This is a genomic window from Bacillus sp. 7705b (genome assembly GCF_002289525.1).
GTDB classification, from domain to species: Bacteria; Bacillota; Bacilli; order Bacillales; family Bacillaceae; genus Bacillus; species Bacillus halotolerans.
In genome coordinates this window covers 63,005-87,549 of sequence record NZ_NSDH01000015.1, presented here as the reverse complement: position 1 = coordinate 87,549, position 24,545 = coordinate 63,005, and the positions used below count along the sequence as shown (strand labels likewise).

General features: G+C 42.3%; 25 protein-coding genes and 1 riboswitch. Of the genes, 23 read left to right on the top strand and 2 right to left on the bottom strand.

What is annotated here, in order from left to right; all coding sequences use genetic code 11:
- Positions 1-17: 17 nt before the first annotated feature.
- The 6 genes from ccsB to aroD all read left to right on the top strand — a co-directional run bounded on the left by ccsB (position 18) and on the right by aroD (position 6,468).
- A complete protein-coding gene (gene ccsB / locus CJU60_RS05625; RefSeq protein WP_095713203.1) occupies positions 18-1,193 on the top strand; it encodes a c-type cytochrome biogenesis protein CcsB in 1,176 nt (391 codons plus the stop codon).
- 82 nt (positions 1,194-1,275) lie between these two features.
- Entirely contained in the window at positions 1,276-1,998 is a 723-nt protein-coding gene (resD, locus tag CJU60_RS05620; RefSeq protein WP_095713202.1) for a DNA-binding response regulator ResD, read from the top strand.
- Positions 1,995-3,761 carry a sensor histidine kinase ResE gene (resE, locus tag CJU60_RS05615; RefSeq protein WP_024121899.1) on the top strand — a complete coding sequence of 589 codons (1,767 nt, stop codon included), beginning with the start codon at positions 1,995-1,997 and terminating at the stop codon, positions 3,759-3,761. The genes resD and resE overlap by 4 nt, the downstream gene beginning before the upstream one ends.
- Positions 3,762-3,964: 203 nt before the next feature.
- Positions 3,965-4,549, top strand: coding sequence for an RNA polymerase sigma factor SigX (sigX, locus tag CJU60_RS05610; RefSeq protein ID WP_024121898.1), 585 nt, complete (start codon positions 3,965-3,967; stop codon positions 4,547-4,549).
- Complete coding sequence (locus CJU60_RS05605; RefSeq protein ID WP_095713201.1) at positions 4,485-5,594, top strand: sigma-X negative effector; 1,110 nt, start codon at positions 4,485-4,487, stop codon at positions 5,592-5,594. Before sigX ends, CJU60_RS05605 begins: the two co-directional genes overlap by 65 nt.
- Positions 5,595-5,706: 112 nt before the next feature.
- On the top strand, positions 5,707-6,468 hold the full coding sequence (gene aroD / locus CJU60_RS05600) for a type I 3-dehydroquinate dehydratase (RefSeq protein ID WP_095713200.1): 762 nt from the start codon (positions 5,707-5,709) through the stop codon (positions 6,466-6,468).
- A gap of 58 nt (positions 6,469-6,526) precedes the next feature.
- On the opposite strand, the gene serA is transcribed toward aroD, so the two are convergent.
- On the bottom strand, positions 6,527-8,104 hold the full coding sequence (serA, locus tag CJU60_RS05595) for a phosphoglycerate dehydrogenase (protein WP_095713199.1): 1,578 nt from the start codon (positions 8,102-8,104) through the stop codon (positions 6,527-6,529).
- Between the two features lie 206 nt (positions 8,105-8,310).
- Positions 8,311-8,445, top strand: a riboswitch (FMN riboswitch).
- Between the two features lie 156 nt (positions 8,446-8,601).
- On the opposite strand from serA, the gene fmnP reads away from it, so the two are divergent.
- On the top strand, positions 8,602-9,174 hold the full coding sequence (gene fmnP / locus CJU60_RS05590) for a riboflavin transporter FmnP (RefSeq protein ID WP_024121894.1): 573 nt from the start codon (positions 8,602-8,604) through the stop codon (positions 9,172-9,174).
- 39 nt (positions 9,175-9,213) lie between these two features.
- On the opposite strand, the gene CJU60_RS05585 is transcribed toward fmnP, so the two are convergent.
- Entirely contained in the window at positions 9,214-9,462 is a 249-nt protein-coding gene (locus CJU60_RS05585) for a ferredoxin (protein WP_003225461.1), read from the bottom strand.
- A 265-nt stretch (positions 9,463-9,727) separates the two neighbouring features.
- On the opposite strand from CJU60_RS05585, the gene CJU60_RS05580 reads away from it, so the two are divergent.
- The 16 genes from CJU60_RS05580 (at position 9,728) to rpsA (ending at position 24,545) form a co-directional block, all read left to right on the top strand.
- Positions 9,728-10,786 (top strand): YpbB family protein, encoded by a 1,059-nt coding sequence (locus CJU60_RS05580; RefSeq protein WP_095713198.1) that lies wholly within the window; start codon positions 9,728-9,730, stop codon positions 10,784-10,786.
- Positions 10,779-12,269 (top strand): RecQ family ATP-dependent DNA helicase, encoded by a 1,491-nt coding sequence (locus CJU60_RS05575; protein ID WP_095713197.1) that lies wholly within the window; start codon positions 10,779-10,781, stop codon positions 12,267-12,269. Before CJU60_RS05580 ends, CJU60_RS05575 begins: the two co-directional genes overlap by 8 nt.
- Positions 12,270-12,283: 14 nt before the next feature.
- The gene (locus CJU60_RS05570) at positions 12,284-12,865 is read left to right on the top strand and encodes a CPBP family intramembrane glutamic endopeptidase (protein ID WP_283912421.1); all 582 of its coding nucleotides are present in this window, start codon (positions 12,284-12,286) and stop codon (positions 12,863-12,865) included.
- Entirely contained in the window at positions 12,849-13,589 is a 741-nt protein-coding gene (locus CJU60_RS05565) for a LysM peptidoglycan-binding domain-containing protein (protein ID WP_095713196.1), read from the top strand. Before CJU60_RS05570 ends, CJU60_RS05565 begins: the two co-directional genes overlap by 17 nt.
- A 64-nt stretch (positions 13,590-13,653) precedes the next feature.
- Entirely contained in the window at positions 13,654-14,097 is a 444-nt protein-coding gene (locus CJU60_RS05560; protein ID WP_095713195.1) for a YpbF family protein, read from the top strand.
- Between the two features lie 85 nt (positions 14,098-14,182).
- Positions 14,183-14,962, top strand: coding sequence for a metallophosphoesterase (locus CJU60_RS05555; RefSeq protein ID WP_024121888.1), 780 nt, complete (start codon positions 14,183-14,185; stop codon positions 14,960-14,962).
- A gap of 151 nt (positions 14,963-15,113) precedes the next feature.
- Complete coding sequence (locus CJU60_RS05550) at positions 15,114-15,698, top strand: genetic competence negative regulator (RefSeq protein ID WP_010334765.1); 585 nt, start codon at positions 15,114-15,116, stop codon at positions 15,696-15,698.
- A 156-nt stretch (positions 15,699-15,854) separates the two neighbouring features.
- Complete coding sequence (gudB, locus tag CJU60_RS05545; RefSeq protein WP_024121887.1) at positions 15,855-17,129, top strand: NAD-specific glutamate dehydrogenase; 1,275 nt, start codon at positions 15,855-15,857, stop codon at positions 17,127-17,129.
- Positions 17,130-17,237: 108 nt separating this feature from the next.
- Positions 17,238-18,212, top strand: coding sequence for a YpdA family putative bacillithiol disulfide reductase (locus tag CJU60_RS05540; protein WP_095713194.1), 975 nt, complete (start codon positions 17,238-17,240; stop codon positions 18,210-18,212).
- Between the two features lie 120 nt (positions 18,213-18,332).
- The gene (prsW, locus tag CJU60_RS05535; RefSeq protein ID WP_024121885.1) at positions 18,333-18,989 is read left to right on the top strand and encodes a glutamic-type intramembrane protease PrsW; all 657 of its coding nucleotides are present in this window, start codon (positions 18,333-18,335) and stop codon (positions 18,987-18,989) included.
- A 143-nt stretch (positions 18,990-19,132) separates the two neighbouring features.
- Positions 19,133-20,047, top strand: coding sequence for a spore cortex-lytic enzyme (gene sleB / locus CJU60_RS05530; RefSeq protein ID WP_024121884.1), 915 nt, complete (start codon positions 19,133-19,135; stop codon positions 20,045-20,047).
- A gap of 36 nt (positions 20,048-20,083) precedes the next feature.
- Positions 20,084-21,436, top strand: a complete 1,353-nt coding sequence (gene ypeB, locus CJU60_RS05525) for a germination protein YpeB (RefSeq protein WP_024121883.1) — start codon at positions 20,084-20,086, stop codon at positions 21,434-21,436.
- A 93-nt stretch (positions 21,437-21,529) separates the two neighbouring features.
- Positions 21,530-22,186 (top strand): cyclic di-GMP receptor DgrA, encoded by a 657-nt coding sequence (locus tag CJU60_RS05520; RefSeq protein ID WP_095713193.1) that lies wholly within the window; start codon positions 21,530-21,532, stop codon positions 22,184-22,186.
- A gap of 44 nt (positions 22,187-22,230) precedes the next feature.
- Positions 22,231-22,407 (top strand): YpfB family protein, encoded by a 177-nt coding sequence (locus tag CJU60_RS05515; RefSeq protein WP_095713192.1) that lies wholly within the window; start codon positions 22,231-22,233, stop codon positions 22,405-22,407.
- Positions 22,408-22,485: 78 nt separating this feature from the next.
- On the top strand, positions 22,486-23,160 hold the full coding sequence (gene cmk / locus CJU60_RS05510; RefSeq protein ID WP_095713191.1) for a (d)CMP kinase: 675 nt from the start codon (positions 22,486-22,488) through the stop codon (positions 23,158-23,160).
- Between the two features lie 236 nt (positions 23,161-23,396).
- Positions 23,397-24,545, top strand: coding sequence for a 30S ribosomal protein S1 (gene rpsA, locus CJU60_RS05505; RefSeq protein WP_024121879.1), 1,149 nt, complete (start codon positions 23,397-23,399; stop codon positions 24,543-24,545).

Sequence of the window (24,545 nt, the reverse complement as noted above, 5' to 3'; positions counted from 1 at the left end):
GAAAAGGGAGTGGTGTCATGGCGGAGCTGAGCGGAAATTTTCTTTATGCGGCCTTTCTCGTGTATTTAATTGCGGTCCCGATTTTCGGCGGGGCCATACGCGGAAGGAAAAATAAAAAAGACAGGGCAAACCGGTGGGCGACGATCGGGATTACCCTTTCGATTATCGGTTTTCTCTGCCACCTGGGCTATTTTATTACAAGGTGGGCTGCCAGCGGTCATGCGCCTGTCAGCAACATGTTTGAATTTACAACGGCCTTTGGCATGATGCTTGTGCTTGCTTTTATTATCCTTTATTTTATCTATCAATTGCCTTCATTAGGTCTGTTTACATTATCGATCGCTTTATTGCTGATTGCATACGCCAGCATGTTTCCGACGGACATTTCGCCTTTAATTCCGTCATTGCAGAGCAATTGGCTGTATATCCACGTAACCACGGCCGCGCTGGGGCAAGCTATACTCGCCATCAGTTTTGTCGCAGGTGTCATTTTTCTTTTGAAGCATGTTGACCAGACAAAACCAAGTAAAAAAACCTTTTGGCTTGAAGCTATCATGTTTATTATGGTGACGGCAGTTGCCTTTATTATGATAACATCTGTGTTTCGTTTTGCCGGCTATGAAGCTGAGTTTAACTGGGTGGATAAGAATAAGGAAAAAAGCGTGATGGTCTATGAAATGCCCGCACTTGTAGGTCCGCATGAGGGTGAGCTTATCACCGAGGGGAAAATGCAGCCCATTGCAGAGCTTCCGGCCCTTTTCTCAGGCAGAAAGGTAAACACAGTGATTTGGTCGTTTGGAGCTGGACTCCTATTGTACGGAGCGCTTCGCCTGATCGTCAGAAAAAGAATCAGTGCCTGTTTACATCCTCTGGTGAAAAACGTGAATCTTGATCTGGTGGATGAGGTTGGCTACAGAGCCGTTTCCATCGGTTTTCCGATTTTTACACTCGGCGCGCTGATCTTTGCAATGATTTGGGCTCAGCTCGCTTGGACGAGATTTTGGGGCTGGGACCCGAAGGAAGTATGGGCGCTGATCACGTTTTTGTTTTACGCCGCTTATTTGCATTTAAGGCTGTCAAGAGGGTGGCACGGTGAGAAATCAGCATGGCTGGCCGTAATCGGTTTTGCCATCATTATGTTCAATTTAATATTCGTAAATCTTGTGCTTGCCGGACTTCATTCTTATGCATAGTCCAGAACAAAGCGATACAGTTATCAAACTTTCTCACGATTTGATAAAATGAAAGTAACAGAAGGAAAGCAGGGGGAAAACGATGGACCAATCCAATGAAACCAAAATATTAGTAGTTGATGACGAAGCCAGAATTCGCCGCCTTTTAAAAATGTATCTTGAACGTGAAAATTATGTGATTGAAGAAGCGGAAAATGGTGATGAAGCCATTGCCAAAGGCCTCGAAACCAATTATGACTTAATTTTGCTTGACCTAATGATGCCTGGCACAGACGGAATTGAGGTCTGCCGCCAAATTCGCGAAAAAAAAGCTACACCAATTATCATGCTGACCGCAAAAGGAGAAGAAGCAAACCGGGTGCAGGGGTTTGAATCGGGAACAGATGATTACATTGTCAAACCGTTTAGTCCGAGAGAAGTTGTGCTGCGGGTAAAAGCGCTTCTGAGAAGGGCATCTCAAAACTCTTATTTCAATGCGAATACGCCGACGAAAAACGTATTGGTGTTTTCTCATCTGTCAATCGATCATGATGCCCATCGGGTAACTGCTGACGGAACTGAAGTGAGCTTAACACCGAAAGAGTATGAGCTCCTTTACTTCTTAGCGAAAACACCTGACAAAGTGTATGATCGGGAAAAGCTTCTCAAGGAAGTGTGGCAGTATGAATTTTTTGGCGATCTGCGTACAGTAGACACACACGTCAAACGTCTCCGGGAAAAGCTCAATAAAGTATCACCGGGAGCTGCCAAAAAAATCGTCACCGTATGGGGCGTCGGTTATAAATTCGAGGTAGGCGCTGAATGAAATTTTGGAAAAGCGTAGTAGGCAAGCTGTGGGCTACGATCCTTTCTCTTGTCCTGATCGTATTATTTATTTTAACGGTGCTTTTACTCGAGTTTATCGAAAATTATCATGTGGAAGAAGCCGAAAATGATTTAACCCAGCTTGCAAATAAAGTCGCAGTCATCTTAGAAAAACACGAGGATCAGGCGCTGGCAAGGTCGATCACCTGGGAGCTCGCTGATAACTTAACAAGCATTGCGATCATACAGGATGAGAAAAAATACTGGTATTCGCCGAACGATAAAAATCGGCTCTCATCTATCACGCTTGAGCAAATACAGCGGGACAAGGATTTACATCAGGCTCTGGACAACCATAAAAAAGTCAGTAAACGCACGGGCCTGAGTGGAAGAGACACGGATAATGAACGCCTGATTGTGGGTGTTCCGTATGAAAAAGACGGAAAAAAAGGCATGGTCTTTTTATCTCAATCTCTGCTTGCCGTCAAAGACACAACAAAACACACGACCCGTTATATATTCCTTGCCGCAGGCATTGCGATTGTGCTGACCACATTTTTTGCTTTCTTTTTATCAAGCAGGGTCACGTATCCGCTTCGAAAAATGAGAGAGGGCGCACAGGATTTGGCGAAGGGCAAGTTTGACACGAAAATCCCGATTTTAACCCAGGATGAAATCGGTGAGCTGGCAACCGCCTTTAATCAAATGGGACGGCAGCTTAACTTTCATATCAATGCGCTCAACCAAGAAAAAGAACAGCTTTCAAACATATTAAGCAGTATGGCTGACGGTGTGATTACCATCAATATCGACGGCACGATTCTCGTGACAAACCCGCCGGCCGAACGTTTTCTGCAGGCTTGGTATTATGAGCAGAATATGAATATTAAAGAAGGCGACAATCTTCCGCCAGAAGCAAAAGAACTGTTCCAAAATGCTGTCAGCACAGAAAAAGAACAAATGATTGAAATGACGCTGCAGGGCAGATCGTGGGTGCTGCTGATGTCGCCGCTGTATGCGGAATCGCATGTCAGAGGCGCGGTTGCCGTTCTTCGAGATATGACCGAAGAACGCCGCCTTGATAAATTGCGCGAAGACTTTATCGCAAATGTCAGCCATGAATTAAGAACGCCGATCTCCATGCTTCAAGGGTACAGTGAAGCCATTGTCGATGACATTGCGAGCTCCGAAGAAGACCGAAAAGAGATTGCTCAAATTATATATGACGAGTCGCTGCGAATGGGCCGCCTTGTCAACGATTTGCTTGATTTAGCGCGAATGGAATCAGGCCATACTGGATTGCATTATGAACAAATCAATCTTAATGAATTTATAGAAAAGATCATGCGCAAATTTTCCGGCGTTGCCAAAGAAAAAAATATTTCTTTGCATCAGGACATTTCTCTCACTGAAGAGGAATTTATGTTTGATGAAGATAAGATGGAGCAGGTGTTTACCAATTTAATTGATAACGCGTTGCGTCATACTCAATCAGGCGGCAATGTCTCCATCTCCGTTCATACGGTTAAGGATGGAATAAAAATAGACGTCAAAGATTCTGGCTCCGGGATACCGGAAGAGGATCTGCCGTTTATTTTTGAGCGATTCTATAAAGCAGATAAAGCAAGGACAAGAGGCAGAGCAGGAACCGGACTGGGACTGGCTATTGTTAAAAATATTGTGGAAGCTCACAACGGTACCATTACGGTGCACAGCCGGATGGACAAAGGAACGACGTTTACGTTTTATATTCCGACAAAATGATCAAGTCGAGTCTGAATTTGCCGAAGAATCTTGTTCCATAAGAAACACCCGTTGATCTAAGCGGGTGTTTTTTAAAAGGTTTTTCTTAATAAAATTTAAGGATATGTTAATATAAATTCCCTTCCAAATTCCAGTTTCTCGTAATATAGTTGTAATGTAACTTTTAAGCTATTATTACGACTAAAGGAACGGAGGGGTTTCCTATGGAAGAAACCTTTCAAGCGTTATATAAAACTTACCATCAAGATTTATATCAATTTTTATTTTATATGGTAAAGGATAAAAGCCAGGCTGAAGACCTTCTTCAGGAGGTTTATATTCGTGTATTAAATTCATATCATACGTTTGAAGGAAGAAGCAGTGAAAAAACATGGCTTTTGTCGATTGCACGCCATGTGGCGATAGACTGGTTCCGTAAGCAGCAGACGATCAGACAGCGTGTACTCGGGACATTTGATTGGGACACACAGGATGTCAGAGATCAGCAATTGCTTCCGGACGAACTCGCGGTTCAACATGAAAATGTCCGGGAAATTTATGCTGCGCTCGATCAATGTACGATCGATCAAAGAGCTGTGATTATCTTACGGTTTATTCAGGGATATTCAATACAGGAAACAGCCAATGCTCTGCGCTTCTCGGAAAGCAAAGTGAAAACGACCCAACACAGAGGGCTCAAAGTACTTCGGAAACATATGGAGCTTTTGAGGGAGGAGCTAATGGATGATGAAGTCAGATTGGAACGAAGAACAGATAAAGGAGTTGTTAAGTCAACTGCCGGCAGTTAAAGACCATCGTTCTCCGCAAGACATATACAAGCGGCTTTCGATGGCAAAAAGCAAAAAAAAGTCCGCTGTTAGGTGGATTGGCCCCGCATGTGCCACTGCAGTTGCGGTTTATATCGCCTTCATTATTTCTCCTCATTTCTTTGATCAGGCACAGCCTCAACAAAAAGAAGCGTCCCAAGAAAACGCTATAACGAAAACTGAGACAGCAGACAGCAAAAAAGCTGCATTATCCCTGTATCAGTCATCGTTAGTTGTTCCTAAAAAGGAGCAGAACAATTATACGACTGTAGCAATTGCCGATGCCGAAACATCCACAATTATACCCGTCAGTATTAAAAAAACGAAATCAAACCAAACCATACAGGAGGTGCTGTTTGAAAGTGATCAATTGGATATCCTTGATCACGCCATCACGATTCCCTCCTTCATGGATGAAGTGGAAGTAAAGGAAAACCAAAATCATAAGGAATTAAATATACAAGTCGATCAGCCCATTGAGGCTTTTTCTGTAAAAGACGACGCAATACTAAAAAAATTGCTGAAAGAATCTTTAAAATGGAGTCCTTATGAAAAAATCAAAATTTTTTCATCGGAGCAGAAAAAGGACGGCGCCAGTATTGGCTCAAATGGTACTTTTACTGAAATTCCTATTCCTAAACAGTCGAACAGAGCCTACTCCTTGTACCAAAATGAACAAGGACAAGACTTTCTCGTTCCAACAGAAAGAGCATTTAATACTGTAAAAGAAGCTATTAAGGAAATGGAATCGAGCACTCAAACAAATACTGCACCTCTTATTCAAGCGGGTGCCGTCAAATCTGTAACGGAGAAACAGAATCACTTATATATCCATTTCTCAAAACACTCGGGGGTTGAGGATTCTATTGCCGGCATCTTAATGCTGGAGGGACTTCTTTTAACAGCAAAGGAGTTTGGCTTTACAGAAGTGACCTTTGCGGAAACGGGAACAAAAAAAATCGGCAGATACGATGTATCAGAAGCTATTCCGGTTCCTGCTGCTCCAAATCCGATTTCCTTACATTAAAAGAGCCTTTTTTCAGGCTCTTTTTTCGTTGCTTTTCATATAATAGAAATTTTCAAAAAAAACTTGTCCGTGTATAATAAAACAAGGTAAAGATTGAAAGGATTTGAGACGAGTGAACGTGTTAACAATCAAAGGAGTTTCCATCGGTGAAGGGATGCCGAAAATCATCGTTCCGCTGATGGGGAAAACAGAAAAGCAAATTTTAAAAGAAGCAGAAGCTGTGAAATTACTGGATCCGGATATTGTCGAGTGGCGAGCCGATGTATTTGAAAAAGCAGACGACAATGAAGCAGTCATAAAGATGATCTCGAAGCTGCGAGAGTCTTTGAGAGACAAGCTGTTTCTATTTACATTCAGATCGCTTAAAGAAGGCGGGAGCAAAGAAATGGATGTAAGTTCCTACATCGCTTTGCTGGAAACGGCTATCCGCACAAAAGATATAGACTTTATCGATATTGAATTATTTTCAGGAGAGGCAAACGTTGAAGCCTTAGTATCTTTAGCAGGAGAAAATGGTGTCTACGTGATTATGTCTAATCATGACTTTCAGAAAACACCTGCAAAGGACGAGATCATTTCTCGGCTTCGTAAAATGCAGGAGTTAGGAGCGCATATTCCGAAAATAGCCGTAATGCCGAAGGATGCAGGAGATCTTTTAACCTTGCTTGATGCGACGTATACGATGAAGACAAAATATGCGGACCGACCGATGATCACAATGTCAATGGCGGGAACGGGATTAGTCAGCAGGCTGAGCGGTGAGGTATTTGGATCAGATTGCACATTCGGCGCAGGAGAAGAGGCTTCAGCACCTGGGCAAATACCTGTATCCGAACTGAGAAGCGTGTTAGAAGTACTGCACAAACATACATAAACAGGAAACCGTTAAAAAGCAGAAAAAAACTCAAGCTGTAGAGCTTGAGTTTTTTTCATTATGGAAGATCAATAAGTTTCACAGACACGATATCAGGAACATCTGTTAGTTCTTTCACAATTTTATCTTCTAAATGTCTGTCAAAAGAAAGCATCATGATGGCTTCGCCGCCTTTTTCTTTACGGCCAACCTGCATGGTTGCAATGTTAATATCGTTATCTCCGAGAATACGTCCCACTCGGCCGATGACCCCCGTCGTATCCTGATGCTGGATGTAAACCAGGTGGCCTGTTGGATAAAAGTCGATATTAAACCCGTTGATTTCGACAATGCGTTCTCCGAAATGAGGGATATAGGTAGCTGTAACGGTAAAGGTGCTGCGGTCTCCTGTCACTTTTACGCTAATGCAATTATCGTATCCAGATTCAGAAGTGGAAATCTTTTCACTAAAGCTAATGCCGCGTTCTTTTGCGACACCGCCCGCATTTACTTCGTTAACTGTTGAGTCAACGCGTGGTTTTAAGAAGCCTGACAGAAGGCTTTTTGTAATAAACGATGTTTCAAGTTTAGCAATTGTGCCTTCATATTGAATCGCGACATCCTGTACCGGCTCTTTCATGCATTGTGATACGAGGCTGCCGATTTTTCCTGCGATTTGGTGGTACGGCTTAATCTTAGCGAATTCATCTTTTGTCATGGCAGGCAGGTTAATGGCTGACATAACAGGAAGACCTTTTGCGAACTGCAGAACTTCTTCTGATACTTGCGCTGCAACATTCAGCTGCGCTTCTTTTGTCGATGCCCCTAGGTGAGGAGTGGCAATCACTAACGGGTGGTCAACGAGTTTATTATCAACTGGCGGTTCAACTTCAAAAACGTCAAGTGCCGCACCGGCAACATGGCCGCTTTCTAAAGCTTCAAGAAGAGCTGCCTCATCGATAATGCCGCCTCGTGCACAGTTAATTAAGCGAACACCTTTTTTCGTTTTTGCAATTGTTTCTTTGTTTAATAAGCCTTTGGTTTCTTTTGTTAACGGTGTATGCACAGTGATGATATCTGCGCTTTCCAAGACTTCTTCGAACGTACGGCTGTTTACACCGATTTTTTTCGCTCTTTCTTCTGTTAAGAAAGGATCAAAAACGTGCACGGTCATACCGAAGGCTCTCGCACGCTGTGCAATTTCGCTTCCGATTCTGCCTAATCCTACAATTCCAAGTGTTTTGCCGTAAAGTTCCGAACCGACATATGCTGTGCGGTTCCATTCTCTGGATTTTACAGAGATATTGGCCTGAGGGATGTGTCTCATTAAAGATGAGATCATCGCGAATGTGTGCTCAGCTGTGGAAATTGTGTTTCCGTTTGGCGCATTAATAACAATTACCCCATGTTTCGTCGCTTCGTCAATGTCGATATTATCAACACCGACACCGGCTCTTCCGACGATTTTTAAAGAAGTCATTTTTTGGAAAAGGTCTTCTGTTACTTTTGTCGCGCTTCGCACCAATAGAGCATCAAAGGTATGTAATTCATCCTCTGCATCTGCTACGTTTTTTTGGACGATTTCAATAAAGTCTGATTCAATAAGTGGTTGTAAGCCGTCGTTGCTCATTTTGTCTGAGACCAATATTCGAAACATCGTAAGATTTCCTCCTAAATTGACAAACTAAATATCTGATAATTTAACATATTCTCAATAGAGTGTCAATGTGTATTGACGCAGTAAAGGATAAAAGGAAAGTGAGGAATTGACCAGTTTTAGAGACTTTTGGCGTTATATTTAATTTGAAGCAATTATCTATACAACCAACCGTTTATCGTTTATAATGGAACCAAATTCATATGATCAATCTTCGGGGCAGGGTGAAATTCCCTACCGGCGGTGATGAGCAATGGCTCTAAGCCCGCGAGCTGTTTTTGACAGCAGGATTCGGTGCGATTCCGAAGCCGACAGTATAGTCTGGATGGGAGAAGATGGAGGTTCAGCAGCGTTTTGAAAGAAAGGTTTTCAAACGTTTCTTTACCAAGCCAAATTTTTGAAACCCCGCTTTTATATCATAGAGCGGTTTTTTTATTGGCTGGAAAAAGAACCTTTCCGCTTTTCGAGTAAGATGTGATCGAAAAGGAGAGAGCAAATTGAAAGTAAAAAAATTAGTCGTGATCAGCATGCTGAGCAGCATCGCATTTGTTTTGATGCTGTTAAATTTTCCGTTTCCGGGGCTTCCTGATTATTTAAAAATTGATTTCAGTGATGTCCCTGCCATTATTGCGATTCTTATATACGGACCTTTAGCGGGTATTGCCGTTGAAGCGATAAAAAACGTTCTTCAATATATCATTCAGGGGAGCATGGCTGGAGTGCCTGTAGGACAAATTGCAAATTTCATTGCCGGAACACTCTTTATTTTGCCGACTGCTTTCTTATTTAAAAAGCTGAACTCAGCAAAAGGCCTGGCAGTAAGTCTTCTGCTTGGAACTGCAGCTATGACGGTGCTGATGAGCATTCTGAATTATGTTCTGATTCTTCCGGCCTACACATGGTTTTTACACTCCCCGGCATTATCCGACAGTGCGCTGAAAACAGCGGTAGTCGCTGGTATCCTGCCATTTAACGTCATAAAAGGCATTGTCATTACGATTGTGTTCACACTTATCTTTATCAAGCTTAAACCGTGGATTGAACAGCAAAGAAGCGCGCATATTCATTAAATAAAAAAAGCTCCCGCAGGGGAGCTTTTTCGATTACTTCTATTCAAATTTAAGCGGGTCGCCCTCAAACGGCTCATCCGCCACTTTGATGGAATCAGTAGGGCATCCTTCAAATGCGTCAATCATATCTTCTTCCAGTACTTCAGGAACTTCGACAACGCCTTTGTTTTCGTCAAGCGTTACGAACGCGATGCCTTCATCATCGTAATCGTAAATGTCTGGTGCAGCCGCTCCGCAAGCGCCGCATGCAATGCATGTATCTTTGTCTACGATTGTGTACTTTGCCATGAATAAAACCTCCCAGATTGTTCTTGGTGGAACAAATGGATCAATCTTTATATTTAATCAATTTAACACCTATTCCTCTTACTTATTGTAATGATGTTGATGCCACATTTCAACAGAAAAATGATTGAGAATGCTTATCACATAAGGGGTTATCTACATAACATCCCCCCTAATGATGACTTTAAACGTCGATTTCTGTTTAAAATCTGTTAAAATAAAAAGAACAAACCAGCGATTTTTGTCAGGAAGAATGTGGGTGGATAGGTTGTCATTAAATTACTTTGATATCATGGTTCTCGATTGCCTTTCTAAAATAAACGGGGAACGGACAGGAAGTGCCGTTTTTCACTTATTCAAAGGAAAAAGATCGTCACAAACCATTCAAGATGCCGGCTTATTTCAGACTGCAAGATATTTTGGAATGGCTCCGCAATGTTCAAGAAGCGACATTTCAGCCTCACTCCGCAAGCTTGAACAGCAGTCATTTCTGGAACCGATGTCAGAAACAGATACATACAGAGTGACTATTAGAGGCGAAAGCATGTTGAGGCAGGCGCTGAGTGAACGGCCTTGGCCAGCCCATTGCCACGGCGCTTATTTTCAGCAGGCCGCAAGCGTGCTCTGGAAAAGACTTTCCCTTCTCGTACAGGTATTGTCAAATAAGCAGCACAGCAGCAGACAGTATATTCCCGTCACAAAAGATTATAAGACGCTTCACTGGGTCAAGCGATACATGCACAAGCAAAAGGATCATGAAAAACTGGCAAGAGGCTTGCAGGATATGCTGGAGAATCATTTGCAAAAGCTTGACGAGAAAGCAGCTCTTATCTTTGTCTACTCATTAACTTCATATAATAGGATCGGTTATACGAGCAGGCAGCTTGCTGACAATCTGAAAGAAGACGAGTGGTACGTTTATGTCTTGTTTTGGGCTGCGGTACATTATTTTATTCATTCCATGCCGCAATGTGAAGATTCTATATTAAAGGATCTTCTTTCTGATGTGCATTTGGAGAACGCACTGACTGAGTCTACGAGAAAAACATGGCAGATGGTCAGACAAGGGATTCCGATTCAGCGAATTGCTGAAATCAGAAAGCTGAAAACCGCCACAATTGAAGACCATATCGTCGAAATTTCTCTTCATGAGCCGGCTTTTGTGATTGATGGATATATTTCGGCTGAAGATCAGCTCCAAATTGCTGAGTTCGCCAAACGCATGCGGACAAACAAGATCAAACAAATTCGAGAAGGCCTAGAGCAGCGGTTCAGCTACTTTCAAATCAGGCTGGCATTGGCAAAGCAGGTGAAACAGTATGACTAAATTACAGCAAGCGTTATATCAGTTTTTTGGTTTTCATTCCTTTAAAAAAGGGCAGGAGGACATCATCAGAAGCGTACTCAGCGGAAAGGATACCATTGCAATGCTTCCGACAGGGGGAGGAAAGTCTCTTTGCTACCAGTTGCCCGGTTATATGCTTGACGGTATGATATTAATCGTTTCTCCTTTGCTTTCTTTAATGGAGGACCAGGTGCAGCAGCTGAAAGCGCGGGGAGAAAAACGAGCTGCCGCATTGAATAGCATGCTCGGCAGGCAGGAAAGACATTTCGTTTTGGAGCATATCCACCGCTACAAATTTTTGTATCTGTCGCCCGAAGCTTTGCAGTCGTCATATGTCCTGGAAAAATTAAAGAGCGTTCCGATCAGTCTTTTTGTTATTGATGAAGCGCATTGTATATCGGAGTGGGGACATGATTTTAGGCCTGATTATTCAAAGCTTGGACAGCTGAGAAAAAAACTTGGGCATCCGCCGGTGCTTGCTCTGACGGCTACGGCGACGAAGGATACGCTGCATGATGTCATGAATTTGCTTGATCTGCAGCATGCCGAACAGCATCTTAACTCGGTTAACCGGCCGAATATTGCACTCAAAGTTGAAAATACCGCGGATACTGCCGAAAAAATAGATAGGGTCGTTCAGCTGGTTGAAAACCTGCAAGGACCGGGAATTGTCTATTGTCCGACAAGGAAATGGGCAGAGGAATTAGCGGAGGAAATTAAAAATAAAACAAGCAGCAGGGTTGATTATTACCATGGCGGCATGGATTCTGGTGACAGAATGTTAATTCAGCAGCAATTTATCAATAATCAGCTTGATGTCATTTGCTGTACAAATGCGTTCGGCATGGGTGTTGATAAATCTGATATCAAATATGTCATCCATTTTTATCTCCCGCAGACGGCTGAAGCTTTTATGCAGGAAATCGGCAGAGCAGGGCGTGACGGAAAACCGAGTGTCAGCATTTTGCTCAGAGCGCCTGGAGATTTCGAATTGCAGGAGCAGATTATCCAAATGGAGAGCCTTGCGGATGGAGAAATCGCCAATGTTATTCGCGTGCTGGAAGAAACGGAAGAACAGGACGAAAGAAAACTGCGCGAATTATTCATGCAATATGGTATCACAGAGACGCAGTCGCGCATGATCATCCATCTCTTTATGCAGGGGAAAACATCAATTGATCTGATCAAGCGGGAAATCACGTATCGCATGGAGCTGAAACTTGAAAAAATGCGTCACGTGGCAGCTTTACTTCATCGCGATGGCTGTTTAAGACAATCGCTGTTAGCCTATTTTGATGAAACCTACGAGCCCGATAAAGGAAGCATGCCATGCTGTTCACATTGCGGTTTTGATCTTTCGCTGTATGAACAAAAAGAGGAGCGCGTCCAAAAAGCGCCATTAGACGGCTGGAGATCGGAATTGCACCGTATATTCAGTCTAGAGACTGTAGGTGAGCCGAACTGAAACAGCAAAAGGATTTGATCCAGCATCTGTCTGACCGTGATATACTGAAGCAGCTATACATGACACAGCTTCTGATCATCATGGTGTCCGCTGCTGCCGTTTTGTTCTTTTTTCAGGATATAAGTGATTTTTTCAGCCTCTGGCATATTAGAGATACAAGAATCATTTGGTATGGTGTTTCTTTGGCGGTTATTGTCATTTTAGCCGACATGGCAATCATGAAATGGTGTCCGCCTCATTTATATGATGACGGCGGAATCAATAAAAAGTTATTCAGTAAAAGGCCAATCCCTCATATTATATTTTTAACGCTTCTGATTTCTTTTGCTGAAGAAATGTTATTCAGGGGAGTGCTGCAGACCCATATTGGTTTATGGGCGGCCAGTCTTGTATTTGCTGTTCTTCATTTTCGGTATTTGACAAAATGGCTGCTATTTATCATGGTGACGGCAATCAGCTTTTTGCTTGGACTGATTTATGAATGGACCGGCAATCTATTTGTTCCGGTAACGGCGCATTTTATTATTGATGCCGTGTTTGCCTGTCAGATTCGTTTTGAACATGTTAGGAGGGATACACATGACGAACATGTCTAGAGTAGAGAGAAGAAAAGCCCAGAATCTTTATGAAGACCATAAAACCTCATTGGCGGACGACCTTTTCGAAGATGATGAAGAAAGCCTTCCGACAAGACAATCTGTAAAAAATCAAAGAGAGAAGAAAAAAAAGCAAGGCAAAACAAGAACGCCGTTATTTACCACTCTCGCAGTACTGTTTGTATTTGTGCCGGTTATCGTCTTTGTCACCTTATTTTATCTAATGAAAAGCCATCCGGGAAATCCCGATGATTATGAAGATGTTTTTATAAACAGCAGCCAGAGTAAATACGAGGTGGTCCAAAAACCAGAGGCCAAAAAAGAAACGGCAGAGACAGTTCTGCGCGAAGAGTCAAAAAAAAAATCTGAAGGCAAAAAGACAGAGAAACAAACAGAAGCAACAACTGATAAGAAGCAGCCTGCTGTAGCGGAAAAAGAGAACACAGCAAACAAACAGGAAGCAAAAAGCGCGGCTGCTTCCCCTTTCCCGGAAAAAACAGTCCAAAAAGAGCAGGAACAGGTACAGCAGCAGTCTGAACCAGTTCAAGATACGGAGGCAAAACGTATCGTTCAGCACACCGTTCAAAAGAAAGAAACGCTGTACCGCATTTCCATGAAATATTATAAAAGCAGATCAGGAGAAGAAAAGATCCGTGCCTATAACCATTTGAACGGAAATGACGTTTATACCGGGCAAATTTTGGACATCCCTTTGACTTATTAGCGGGCATCTTTTTGATCGCAGGCTCATATATTGTAGCAATGAAAAGGGACAAGGTGTGAAGCGTATGGAATCCTTATGGAACCAGCTGGACCGATTTACGGACGCGCCGACCAAACAGATGCTACAGGCGTTGGTGAAACGAAAACAAAAATACGAAAACTATGCTGCGCAATGCCGCAGGTGGCGGTGGACCTCACTCATTTGCCTGGGCTTATTATGTCTTTTTATGATGATCAAAAGTCCGGCGCCTCAGCTCATTCTTCAAGAAATGCTCAGCCATACCTTTTATTTATTTTGGATGATGGCAACTGCTTTTGCATACTGCACTTCATATTATTTTAAGAAAAAAGAAGAAAAAGCCGAGGGTGATTTCCATAAACTGAGATGTGAAATTATTCAGAAAAGCACTGATCTTTGGCCGCAGCCTGATAAATGGAAGGCGAGAGAATCTGTTTTTCAATTGATGAAGCACCAATACGATATTAATCTATATTTTGAAAGTAAATAAAATGGGGCGTTTTCTCAAACGATAGAAACGTCTTTTTTTTATTGTCCGTCTTATTGATAAGTTCTAAAAGAATGGAGAGTTTTTAATGAAGCGATCAATGAAAATTGCCGGTGCATTGGCTATTGCAGCAGTGGCAATGACGGCAAAAATGTATTCAGTGGCAAAAGGCAATCACCTAAAAATCCATACATTTACGTTATCAAAAATGAAGGGGAAGCCGCCTCTTACGATCTTTTTTATATCTGACATTCATAAACGTATTGTTGATCACGGTCTTTTGGAGGAAGCGCAGGGCCATCAGCCGGATTTGGTTATAATCGGCGGTGATTTAGCTGAGGGCGGGGTGCCCTGCTCGAGAATTGAGGAAAACGTCAGAAGGCTTGCGGGTTTGGGAGTCCCTGTCATGTTTGTCTGGGGAAACAATGATTATGAAATCAGTCAGCGGGAACTGTATGCTATATTTAAAACGCACCGTATTATTACGCTGCGAAATGAATCGGTTCCTTTTACGTATAACGGACATACCATCACCATAGCCGGAGTGGATGACATCAGGATGGAGATGGATGATTATGAAGAAGCGATTAAAGAAATTGACGGGAACCAGGTGAACGTTCTGGTTTGCCATAACCCTGAGATCCATCAACAAATCAATGAAACTGACGGTATTGATGTGATATTCAGCGGGCATACCCATGGCGGGCAGATTCGATTTGGGAAATTTGGCCCTTATGAGCTTGGTACAACCGGTTTTGTTAAAAATGCTGCGTACCTCATCAGCAATGGGTACGGCACAACAAAAGTGCCCCTTCGTTTAGGGGCGGAGCCTGAGGCACACATCGTGACACTTGCAGCACCTGAATGACTTCCCTAAAGAGTGTGTCAATAAAAAACTGCATTGTGCTTGTCTTACTAGTGAACTCAGTGTAAACTGATAACAATTAAGAACCTATGACTCATCATCTCATATAATGTGTTATATGATTTGTGTGCAAGTAGAGGCAGGAGGGAACGTTATGCGGCTTGAGCGTCTGAATTATAATAAGATCAAAATCTTCTTGACCCTCGATGATTTAACTGATCGTGGATTAACAAAAGAAGACCTCTGGAAGGACTCATTTAAAGTCCACCAGTTATTTAAAGATATGATGAATGAAGCAAATACAGAGCTCGGCTTTGAAGCGAATGGACCGATTGCAGTGGAAGTGTATTCTCTCCAAGCACAAGGGATGGTTGTGATCGTAACAAAGAACCAAGAAGCGGATTCAGAAGAAGATGAGTATGATGATGATTACATCGAAATGCAAGTCAAGCTTGACGAAAGCGCGGACATCATATATCAATTCCATTCCTTTGAAGATATCATTCAGCTTTCTGAAAGCTTACAGCGGATCGGTATCACAGGAGGAACTGTCTACCACTATGAAGGACAGTACTTTCTGAGCCTTGAAGACTTGGGATCACAGACTGCCGAGGGTGTTGTGGCGGTCCTGGCTGAATACGGCAATCCGACAACATTAACGATTTATCGCTTACAAGAGTATGGTAAGCTCATTATGGATGGAAATGCTGTAGAGACAATCCAAACTCATTTTTCATAAGAATGGAAGAAAAACTGCTGTTTTTTACAGCGGTTTTTTTTGTTAAAAAACATGGAAAAACATAACGTTTATCCTATGCATAGATCATATGAAGGTGTATACTATTCTCTGAAAGGGAGCATGTGAGAAACAGAAGATTCTAGGAGGTTAACTCAAATGGCAGCCGATCGAAACACCGGTCATACAGAAGAGGACAAACTTGATGTATTAAAATCAACCCAAACCGTAATACATAAGGCTCTGGAAAAATTGGGATATCCTGAAGAAGTATACGAACTGTTAAAAGAGCCGATGAGATTATTAACGGTAAAAATACCAGTTCGTATGGACGACGGTTCAGTCAAGATTTTTACGGGTTATCGTGCCCAGCACAATGACTCTGTCGGTCCGACAAAAGGCGGGATACGTTTTCACCCGAACGTAACTGAAAAAGAGGTGAAGGCACTTTCCATTTGGATGAGTTTAAAATGCGGTATCATTGATCTTCCATATGGCGGTGGTAAAGGCGGAATTGTTTGTGATCCAAGGGATATGTCGTTTAGAGAGCTGGAGCGTCTAAGCAGGGGTTATGTCAGAGCTATCAGCCAAATTGTCGGTCCGACGAAAGACGTGCCGGCACCGGATGTATTTACAAACTCACAAATCATGGCTTGGATGATGGATGAGTATTCAAGAATTGATGAATTTAATTCGCCTGGGTTCATTACAGGCAAACCGCTTGTGCTTGGCGGATCTCACGGGAGAGAATCAGCGACAGCAAAAGGTGTAACCATCTGCATAAAAGAAGCGGCGAAGAAAAAAGGCATCGATATTAAAGGTGCGCGAGTTGTCGTTCAAGGCTTCGGAAACGCCGGAAGCTATTTGGCGAAATTTATGCATGATGCAGGGGCAAAGGTTGTCGGCATATCCGATGCATACGGCGGACTGTATGACCCTGAAGGCCTGGATATTGATTATTTACTCGACCGCCGCGACAGTTTTGGCACAGTGACAAAGCTTTTCAACGATACCATTACGAACCAAGAGCTGCTGGAACTGGATTGTGATATTTTAGTTCCTGCCGCGATTGAAAACCAAATTACAGAAGAAAATGCCCATAACATTCAGGCGAAAATCGTTGTTGAAGCAGCAAACGGCCCAACTACGCTTGAAGGAACAAAAATTCTTTCAGACCGTGACATTCTGCTTGTTCCGGATGTACTGGCAAGCGCGGGAGGCGTAACGGTTTCTTATTTTGAATGGGTTCAGAATAACCAAGGCTTCTACTGGAGCGAGGAAGAAGTAGAAGAGAAATTAGAAAAAATGATGGTAAAATCATTCAACAATATTTATGAAATGGCCAACAACCGAAGAATCGACATGAGACTTGCCGCTTATATGGTAGGCGTGCGTAAAATGGCGGAGGCTTCGCGCTTTAGAGGCTGGATATAAGTTGATGATTTGCATAAAAAATAAAAATCTCCTATGATAAAATAGGAGATTTTTTTATTTGGAAATAGAAAAATGTGAATCGAATGCCAATCGCAGGAGTTGACGGAAATGATTGAAGAAAAAGCAATAATTATTGGCGGAGGTCCTTGCGGGTTATCTGCGGCCATTCACCTAAAACAAATTGGCATTGATGCCCTCGTCATTGAAAAAGGCAATGTCGTTAACAGTATTTACAATTATCCGACGCATCAAACCTTTTTCAGCTCAAGTGAAAAGCTTGAAATCGGTGACGTGGCATTTATTACCGAAAACAGAAAGCCTGTCAGAATTCAGGCTTTGTCGTACTACAGGGAAGTCGTGAAGCGGAAAAAGATCCGTGTGAATGCATTTGAAATGGTGCAAAAAGTGACAAAAGCAGAAAACAATTCATTTGTTATCGAAACGTCAAAAGAGACGTATTCAACACCATACTGCATTATTGCCACAGGCTATTATGATCATCCAAACTATATGAACGTACCCGGTGAGGATTTGCCGAAAGTATTCCATTATTTTAAGGAAGGACATCCGTATTTCGATAAAGACGTCGTCGTTATCGGCGGGAAAAATTCAAGTGTAGATGCTGCGCTTGAACTCGTAAAATCAGGAGCGCGTGTCACCGTTTTATACAGGGGCAATGAATATTCTTCTAGCATTAAGCCATGGATTCTGCCAGAATTCGAATCTTTAGTAAGAAACGGTACAATCCGAATGGAATTTGGCGCTTGTGTAGAAAAAATCACTGAAGATAAAGTCGTTTTCCGCTCCGGCCAGCAGGAACTGATTACCATTAAAAACGACTTTGTATTTGCCATGACGGGTTATCATCCTGATCATCAATTTTTGAAAAAAATCGGTGTGAAAATCGATGAGGAATCAGGACGTCCGTTTTTTAATGAACAAACGATGGAAACCAATGTGGAAGGCGTTTTTATTGCCGGGGTCATCGCTGCCGGAAACAATGCAAATGAAATATTTATTGAAAACGGAAGATTTCACGGCGGCCACATCGCAAATGAAATCGCAAAAAGAGAAGATAAGTGAAAAGAGGAGAGCATATGAAGGATTCGTATGCTCTTTTTATTTATTTAAGGGCAGACAGATGTAAATTCATACACAACATGGTAGGATAGACATAGGAATATAAAGGAAAGAGGTTGCCTGATGTTTGCAATCATCTCTGCAGGAATTGCTCCCGGCATCGCGCTGTTAAGTTATTTTTATTTAAAAGATCAGTATGATAATGAACCTGTACATATGGTGCTTCGGTCATTTTTTCTTGGGGTTGTTCTTGTATTTCCCACCATGTTTATCCAGTATGTGCTTGAAAAAGAGAATGTGGGAGGCGGAAGCTTTTTTGTTTCTTTTTTGTCTTCAGGCTTTTTGGAGGAATCATTAAAATGGTTTATTTTAATGATCAGTGTTTACCCGCACGCCCACTTTGATGAACATTATGACGGAATTGTATACGGCGCAAGTGTATCGCTCGGTTTTGCGACACTCGAAAATATTCTTTATTTAATCGGTCATGGCGTGGAGCATGCGTTTGTCAGAGCGCTGTTGCCCGTTTCATGCCATGCCTTAATTGGAGTGATTATGGGGTTTTACCTAGGGAAAGCGCGTTTTTCCGCTGAAAAAGCACGTGTAAAATGGCTTTTCCTTTCGTTGGCCGTACCTTCACTTTTACATGGGTCGTATGACTTTATCCTGACAGCCCTCAGTAATTGGATCTATTACATGTTTCCATTTATGTTATTTTTATGGTGGTTTGGTTTGCGAAAAGCAAAAAAAGCCCGTTCCGTCAATATGATGCAGATATAGAAGAGCCGCACAGCGATAGTGCGGCTTTTTGATTTGCTGAAATTTTTAAGCTGTGAGGGATAAGAAGGAAAGAGTGTATAAAAATAACCTCGTTACAGAAAATACGATTACACTCAAAAATTTGCTGTAGGAGGCTTGAAAAGATGAAGTCCAAAGGATCGATTATGGCATGTCTCATCTTATTTTCCTTTATAATTACGACGTTTATCAATACTGAAACAATTTCAGCCTTTTCTAATCAAGTCATTCAAAGAGGGGCAACAGGGGACGATGTGATCGAGCTGCAGGCGCGTCTTCAATATAACGGATATTATAATGGGAAAATTGACGGGGTTTATGGATGGGGGACATACTGGGCAGTACGGAACTTTCAGGATCAATTCGGCTTAAAAGAGGTAGACGGTCTGGTCGGAGCCCAAACCAAACAGACCTTGATATCTAAGTCTAAATATTACCGTGAATATGTCATGGAGCAGCTCCAAAAAGGAAATAAATTCACGCATTACGGAAAAATACCGCTGAAATACCAAACGAAACCGTCAAAAACAGCGACTCAAAAAGCAAGGCAGCAAGCAGAGACGCGCCAGAAACAGCCTGCTGAAAAAATAACACAGCAGCCGCAAGCGAATAAACAGCAAAACAACAACACGCCTGCAAAAACCAGAAAACAGGATGCGGTTGCAGCTAACATGCCGGGCGGTTTTTCCAATAATGATATTCGGCTGCTTTCTCAAGCGGTTTACGGGGAAGCGCGTGGCGAGCCGTACGAGGGACAGGTTGCTATTGCAGCAGTTATCTTGAATCGTTTAAACAGTCCGTTATTTCCAAATTCAATAGCAGGTGTTATTTTTGAACCGCTTGCCTTTACAGCGGTGGCTGACGGACAAATTTATATGCAGCCGAACGAAACAGCAAGAGAAGCAGTATTAGACGCCATTAATGGCTGGGACCCTTCCGAGGAAGCGCTGTATTACTTTAATCCGGATACAGCTACCAGCGCGTGGATTTGGGGGCGCCCGCAGATTAAGAGAATCGGTAAACACATTTTCTGTGAGTAGCAGGACATAAGAAAGCATAAAAATGAGGTGTGATAAATGATCAGAGCTATTTTAATCGCAGTGCTAGGTATTGCAATTGTCGGTACTAGTTACTGGGGATACAAAGAGCACCAGGAAAAAGACGCTGTCCTTCTTCATGCTGAAAATAACTATCAGCGGGCGTTTCATGAGCTCACCTATCAGGTAGACCAGCTGCATGATAAAATTGGTGCAACGCTTGCCATGAACAGCAAAAAATCACTGTCCCCCGCATTGATAGATGTTTGGAGAATTACATCAGAAGCCCATAACAGTGTCAGTCAGCTGCCGCTTACATTAATGCCGTTTAACAAAACGGAAGAGCTGTTATCCAAGATCGGCGATTTCAGCTATAAAACGTCAATCAGAGATTTGGATCAAAAACCGCTCGACGAAAAAGAGTATACTTCGTTAAATAAGCTTTATCAGCAATCAGAAGATATACAAAATGAACTGCGCCACGTTCAGCACCTTGTCATGAGCAAGAACTTGCGCTGGATGGATGTAGAGATGGCGCTGGCCTCTGATGAAAAACAGAGTGATAACACGATCATCAACAGCTTTAAAACGGTTGAAAAAAATGTTGGATCCTTTGCATCAGGAACAGATCTTGGGCCAAGTTTCACCAGCACCAAAAAAGAAGAGAAGGGTTTTGCCCATCTGAAGGGAAAAGAAATTTCTGCACAGGAAGCCAAACAAATTGCCCAACGCTTTGCACCTGATGACAATTATGCAATCAAAGTGATAAAGAGCGGAAAAAAAACAAACCGTGACGTCTACAGTATCAGTATGAAAGATCCTGATCATAAAGCAGCGATATATATGGATATTACAAAAAAAGGCGGACACCCGGTTTATTTAATCCAAAACAGAGAAGTGAAAGATCAGAAAATCAGCTTGAATGACGGATCGAATCGAGCCCTTGCTTTTCTAAAGAAAAACGGATATGAAACAAAAGATCTGGAAATCGATGAAAGTGCGCAATACGATAAAATCGGTGTATTCTCATATGTTCCAATAGAAAATAATGTCCGGATGTATCCAGAAGCCATCCGTATGAAAGTTGCCTTGGATGACGGCGAGGTTGTCGGCTTTTCAGCACGAGATTTCTTAACATCCCACAGAAAAAGAGACATACCAAAGCCGGCTATCTCTGAACAAGATGCGAAAGCAAAATTAAACAAAAGTGTAGAAGTGAGAGAAACAAGGCTTGCTGTGATCACAAATGAATTAGGACAGGAAGTATTATGCTATGAAATGCTTGGTACGATTGAAAATGATACATTCAGAATGTATATAAATGCTAATGACGGAACGGAAGAGAAAGTTGAAAAACTAAAAAATGCTGAACCTATATATAAAGACCTATAAAAACTAGGAGGAAAGGGCTAAAAGTCTTTTCCTTTTTTTCATTACATGATTTAATAAAAAAGTGAGTATATTGAATGCGAAAGAGTGAAGTCAATGATAGAGATTGGGGAAACTGTACACTTAGAATACATAGAAGAAAATGATTTAAAAATAGCAAAGAGCAAAGCCGTGAGTATAGAAAACGGAGAGCTCCTGATCGCATATCCGGTTGATGTAAACACAGGAAGAACCGTGATTTTACATCATGATACTGAAGTAACGGTAGAGTTTGTCGGTAAAGACGAAGTGCCTTACCGCTTCTCAAGCCGAATTAAGGGAAAAGTGAAGGATAAGCTTCAAATGATCTGCCTTGAAGTGCCTCCCCGTGAAAAAATGAAGCGAATTCAGCGCCGGCAATATGTAAGAACTGACGCGGTATTGGATGTGCTGGTCGAGCCGGCAGATGAAAAAGACGGGTTTCATACACTCTCGTACAATATCAGCGCCGGCGGTATTGCTTTGATTGTGACAGATGGCTATTCTTTTCAGCATGGGGATACGCTGCGCCTGTTCATCAGCCTTCAGGATGGGGAGAAAACGCATCAAATAGAGGCTGACACGGTTGTCAGACGTGTGTTTAATGATTCAAAATTCGGCAAACGTAAAATGACCTTGGAATATTCGGAGATTTCAGCCAGTGATCAGCAGCTCCTTCTTCAGTATTGCCTTCGCCGCCAGTTAAACAAGAGAAGAAAGGGACGATTGGAATAAACATCGGCAAACACTTCCATACTATTTGTGATGGAGGTGGGCCGATGAAGACCTTTGAACGGCTGCTGCTCAAATTATTGTTCATTCAGGCAGTGATTTTAATTGGTATCCAGTTTCTTTTTCACTATCAGCATATTGAACCTTATGTCTCAAAAGTGATTCAATATGAAGGGGTGGATAAAATGGAAGTTAATGATTGGGTAGAAACCTTCAAACATTAATTATTCATGAATTTTTCACCCTTTTTCATAAAGTTCATGATACAATCCATAGAGGAGAAAAGAGCAAGGAGAGGAATTATGGAAAAGAAATTATCGATTGCGATCGACGGCCCGGCTGCTGCGGGGAAAAGCACCGTTGCCAAAATTGTGGCTGAGAAAAAATCGTACATATATATTGATACGGGAGCGATGTATCGGGCCATTACATATGTGGCTTTACAAGAAAAAGTTGATTTGACAAATGAAGCAAAATTGGCTGAGCTGTTAAAGCAAACCGATATTGAGCTGATTACAACAAAAGAAGGACAAAAGGTGCTTGTCAACGGCACAGATGTGACTGAGGACATCAGAAAAGACGAGGTCAGCAATCAAGTCTCAATTGCTGCCAAGCACAGAAGCGTCAGGGAAGAAATGGTGAAACGCCAGCAGCAGCTCGGAGAAAAAGGCGGCGTTGTCATGGACGGACGTGATATCGGAACTCATGTGCTTCCAAATGCTGAAGTGAAGATCTTTCTTTTGGCATCTGTTGAAGAGAGAGCGAAACGCCGTTATGAAGAAAATGTAAAAAAAGGCTACGATGCCAACTACGAAACATTAATTGAGGAAATTGCAAGAAGAGATAAACTCGATTCAGAGCGCGAAGTTTCTCCGCTTCGAAAAGCAGATGACGCGCTTGAAATCGACACGACTTCTCTCTCCATTCAGGAAGTTGCTGAAAAAATCCTTGATGTAGTGGAGCAAAAGTCCCGCTGATACCGGCGGAGGCCACTTTTTTTGAATTTTTCAACAAAGAAAGAATGTTATTGCTTGACAAACCTGTCCTTTTATTAGAAGTTAATACTAATAAAACTTTTTATTGATCATTCAAAATCTTTTTTGGATGATTCTTTAATACATATTCGGCTAAAAGCGGACATGCATGATACGTGTTCAGCTTTCAAACCGTTTTTAATTAAGCTGTGTAGGTTTGGACCAAGGAGGTTATTCAAATGACAGAGGAAATGAATCAAATTGATGTTCAAGTACCAGAGGTTGGAGATGTAGTAAAAGGGATTGTGACAAAGGTAGAGGACAAGCATGTGGATGTTGAAATTATCAATGTCAAACAGTCCGGTATTATTCCAATCAGTGAATTATCAAGTCTTCATGTAGAGAAAGCATCGGATGTCGTAAAAGTAGACGACGAGCTTGACCTGAAAGTAACAAAAGTGGAAGACGATGCTTTGATTTTATCTAAACGTGCTGTTGATGCAGACCGCGCTTGGGAAGACCTTGAGAAAAAATTTGAAACAAAAGAAGTGTTTGAAGCTGAAGTGAAAGATGTCGTAAAAGGCGGTCTAGTCGTTGATATCGGCGTTCGAGGCTTTATTCCGGCATCACTTGTAGAAGCGCATTTTGTAGAAGATTTTACCGACTATAAAGGAAAAACACTGTCTCTGCTCGTAGTAGAGCTTGACCGTGATAAAAACCGCGTCATCCTTTCACACCGTGCGGTTGTTGAAAGTGAGCAGGCGAATAAAAAACAAGACCTTCTTCAGTCTCTAGAAGTTGGAAGTGTGCTCGATGGTAAAGTGCAGCGCCTGACTGACTTTGGCGCGTTTGTTGATATCGGCGGTATCGACGGGCTTGTGCACATTTCACAGCTTTCCCACTCCCACGTTGAAAAGCCGTCTGATGTTGTGGAAGAGGGACAGGAAGTGAAAGTGAAAGTATTATCGGTTGACCGGGATAATGAGCGTATTTCTTTATCTATTAAAGAAACTCTGCCTGGGCCTTGGAGCCAAATTGGGGAGAAGGTCAAGCCGGGTGATGTGCTTGAAGGAAAGGTTCAGCGCCTCGTGAGCTTCGGTGCGTTTGTTGAAATTCTTCCTGGCGTAGAAGGTCTCGTTCATATTTCTCAAATTTCTAATAAACACATCGGCACGCCGCATGAAGTCCTTGAAGAAGGACAGACTGTAAAAGTGAAGGTTCTTGATGTGAATGAAAATGAAGAGCGCATTTCATTAAGCATGCGTGAGCTTGAAGAAGCTCCTAAAGCCGATCAAGAGGATTACCGCCAATATCAGGCGAAGGAAGAAACAAGCACTGGCTTCCAGCTTGGAGATCTGATCGGAGATAAGCTTAATAAACTAAAATAA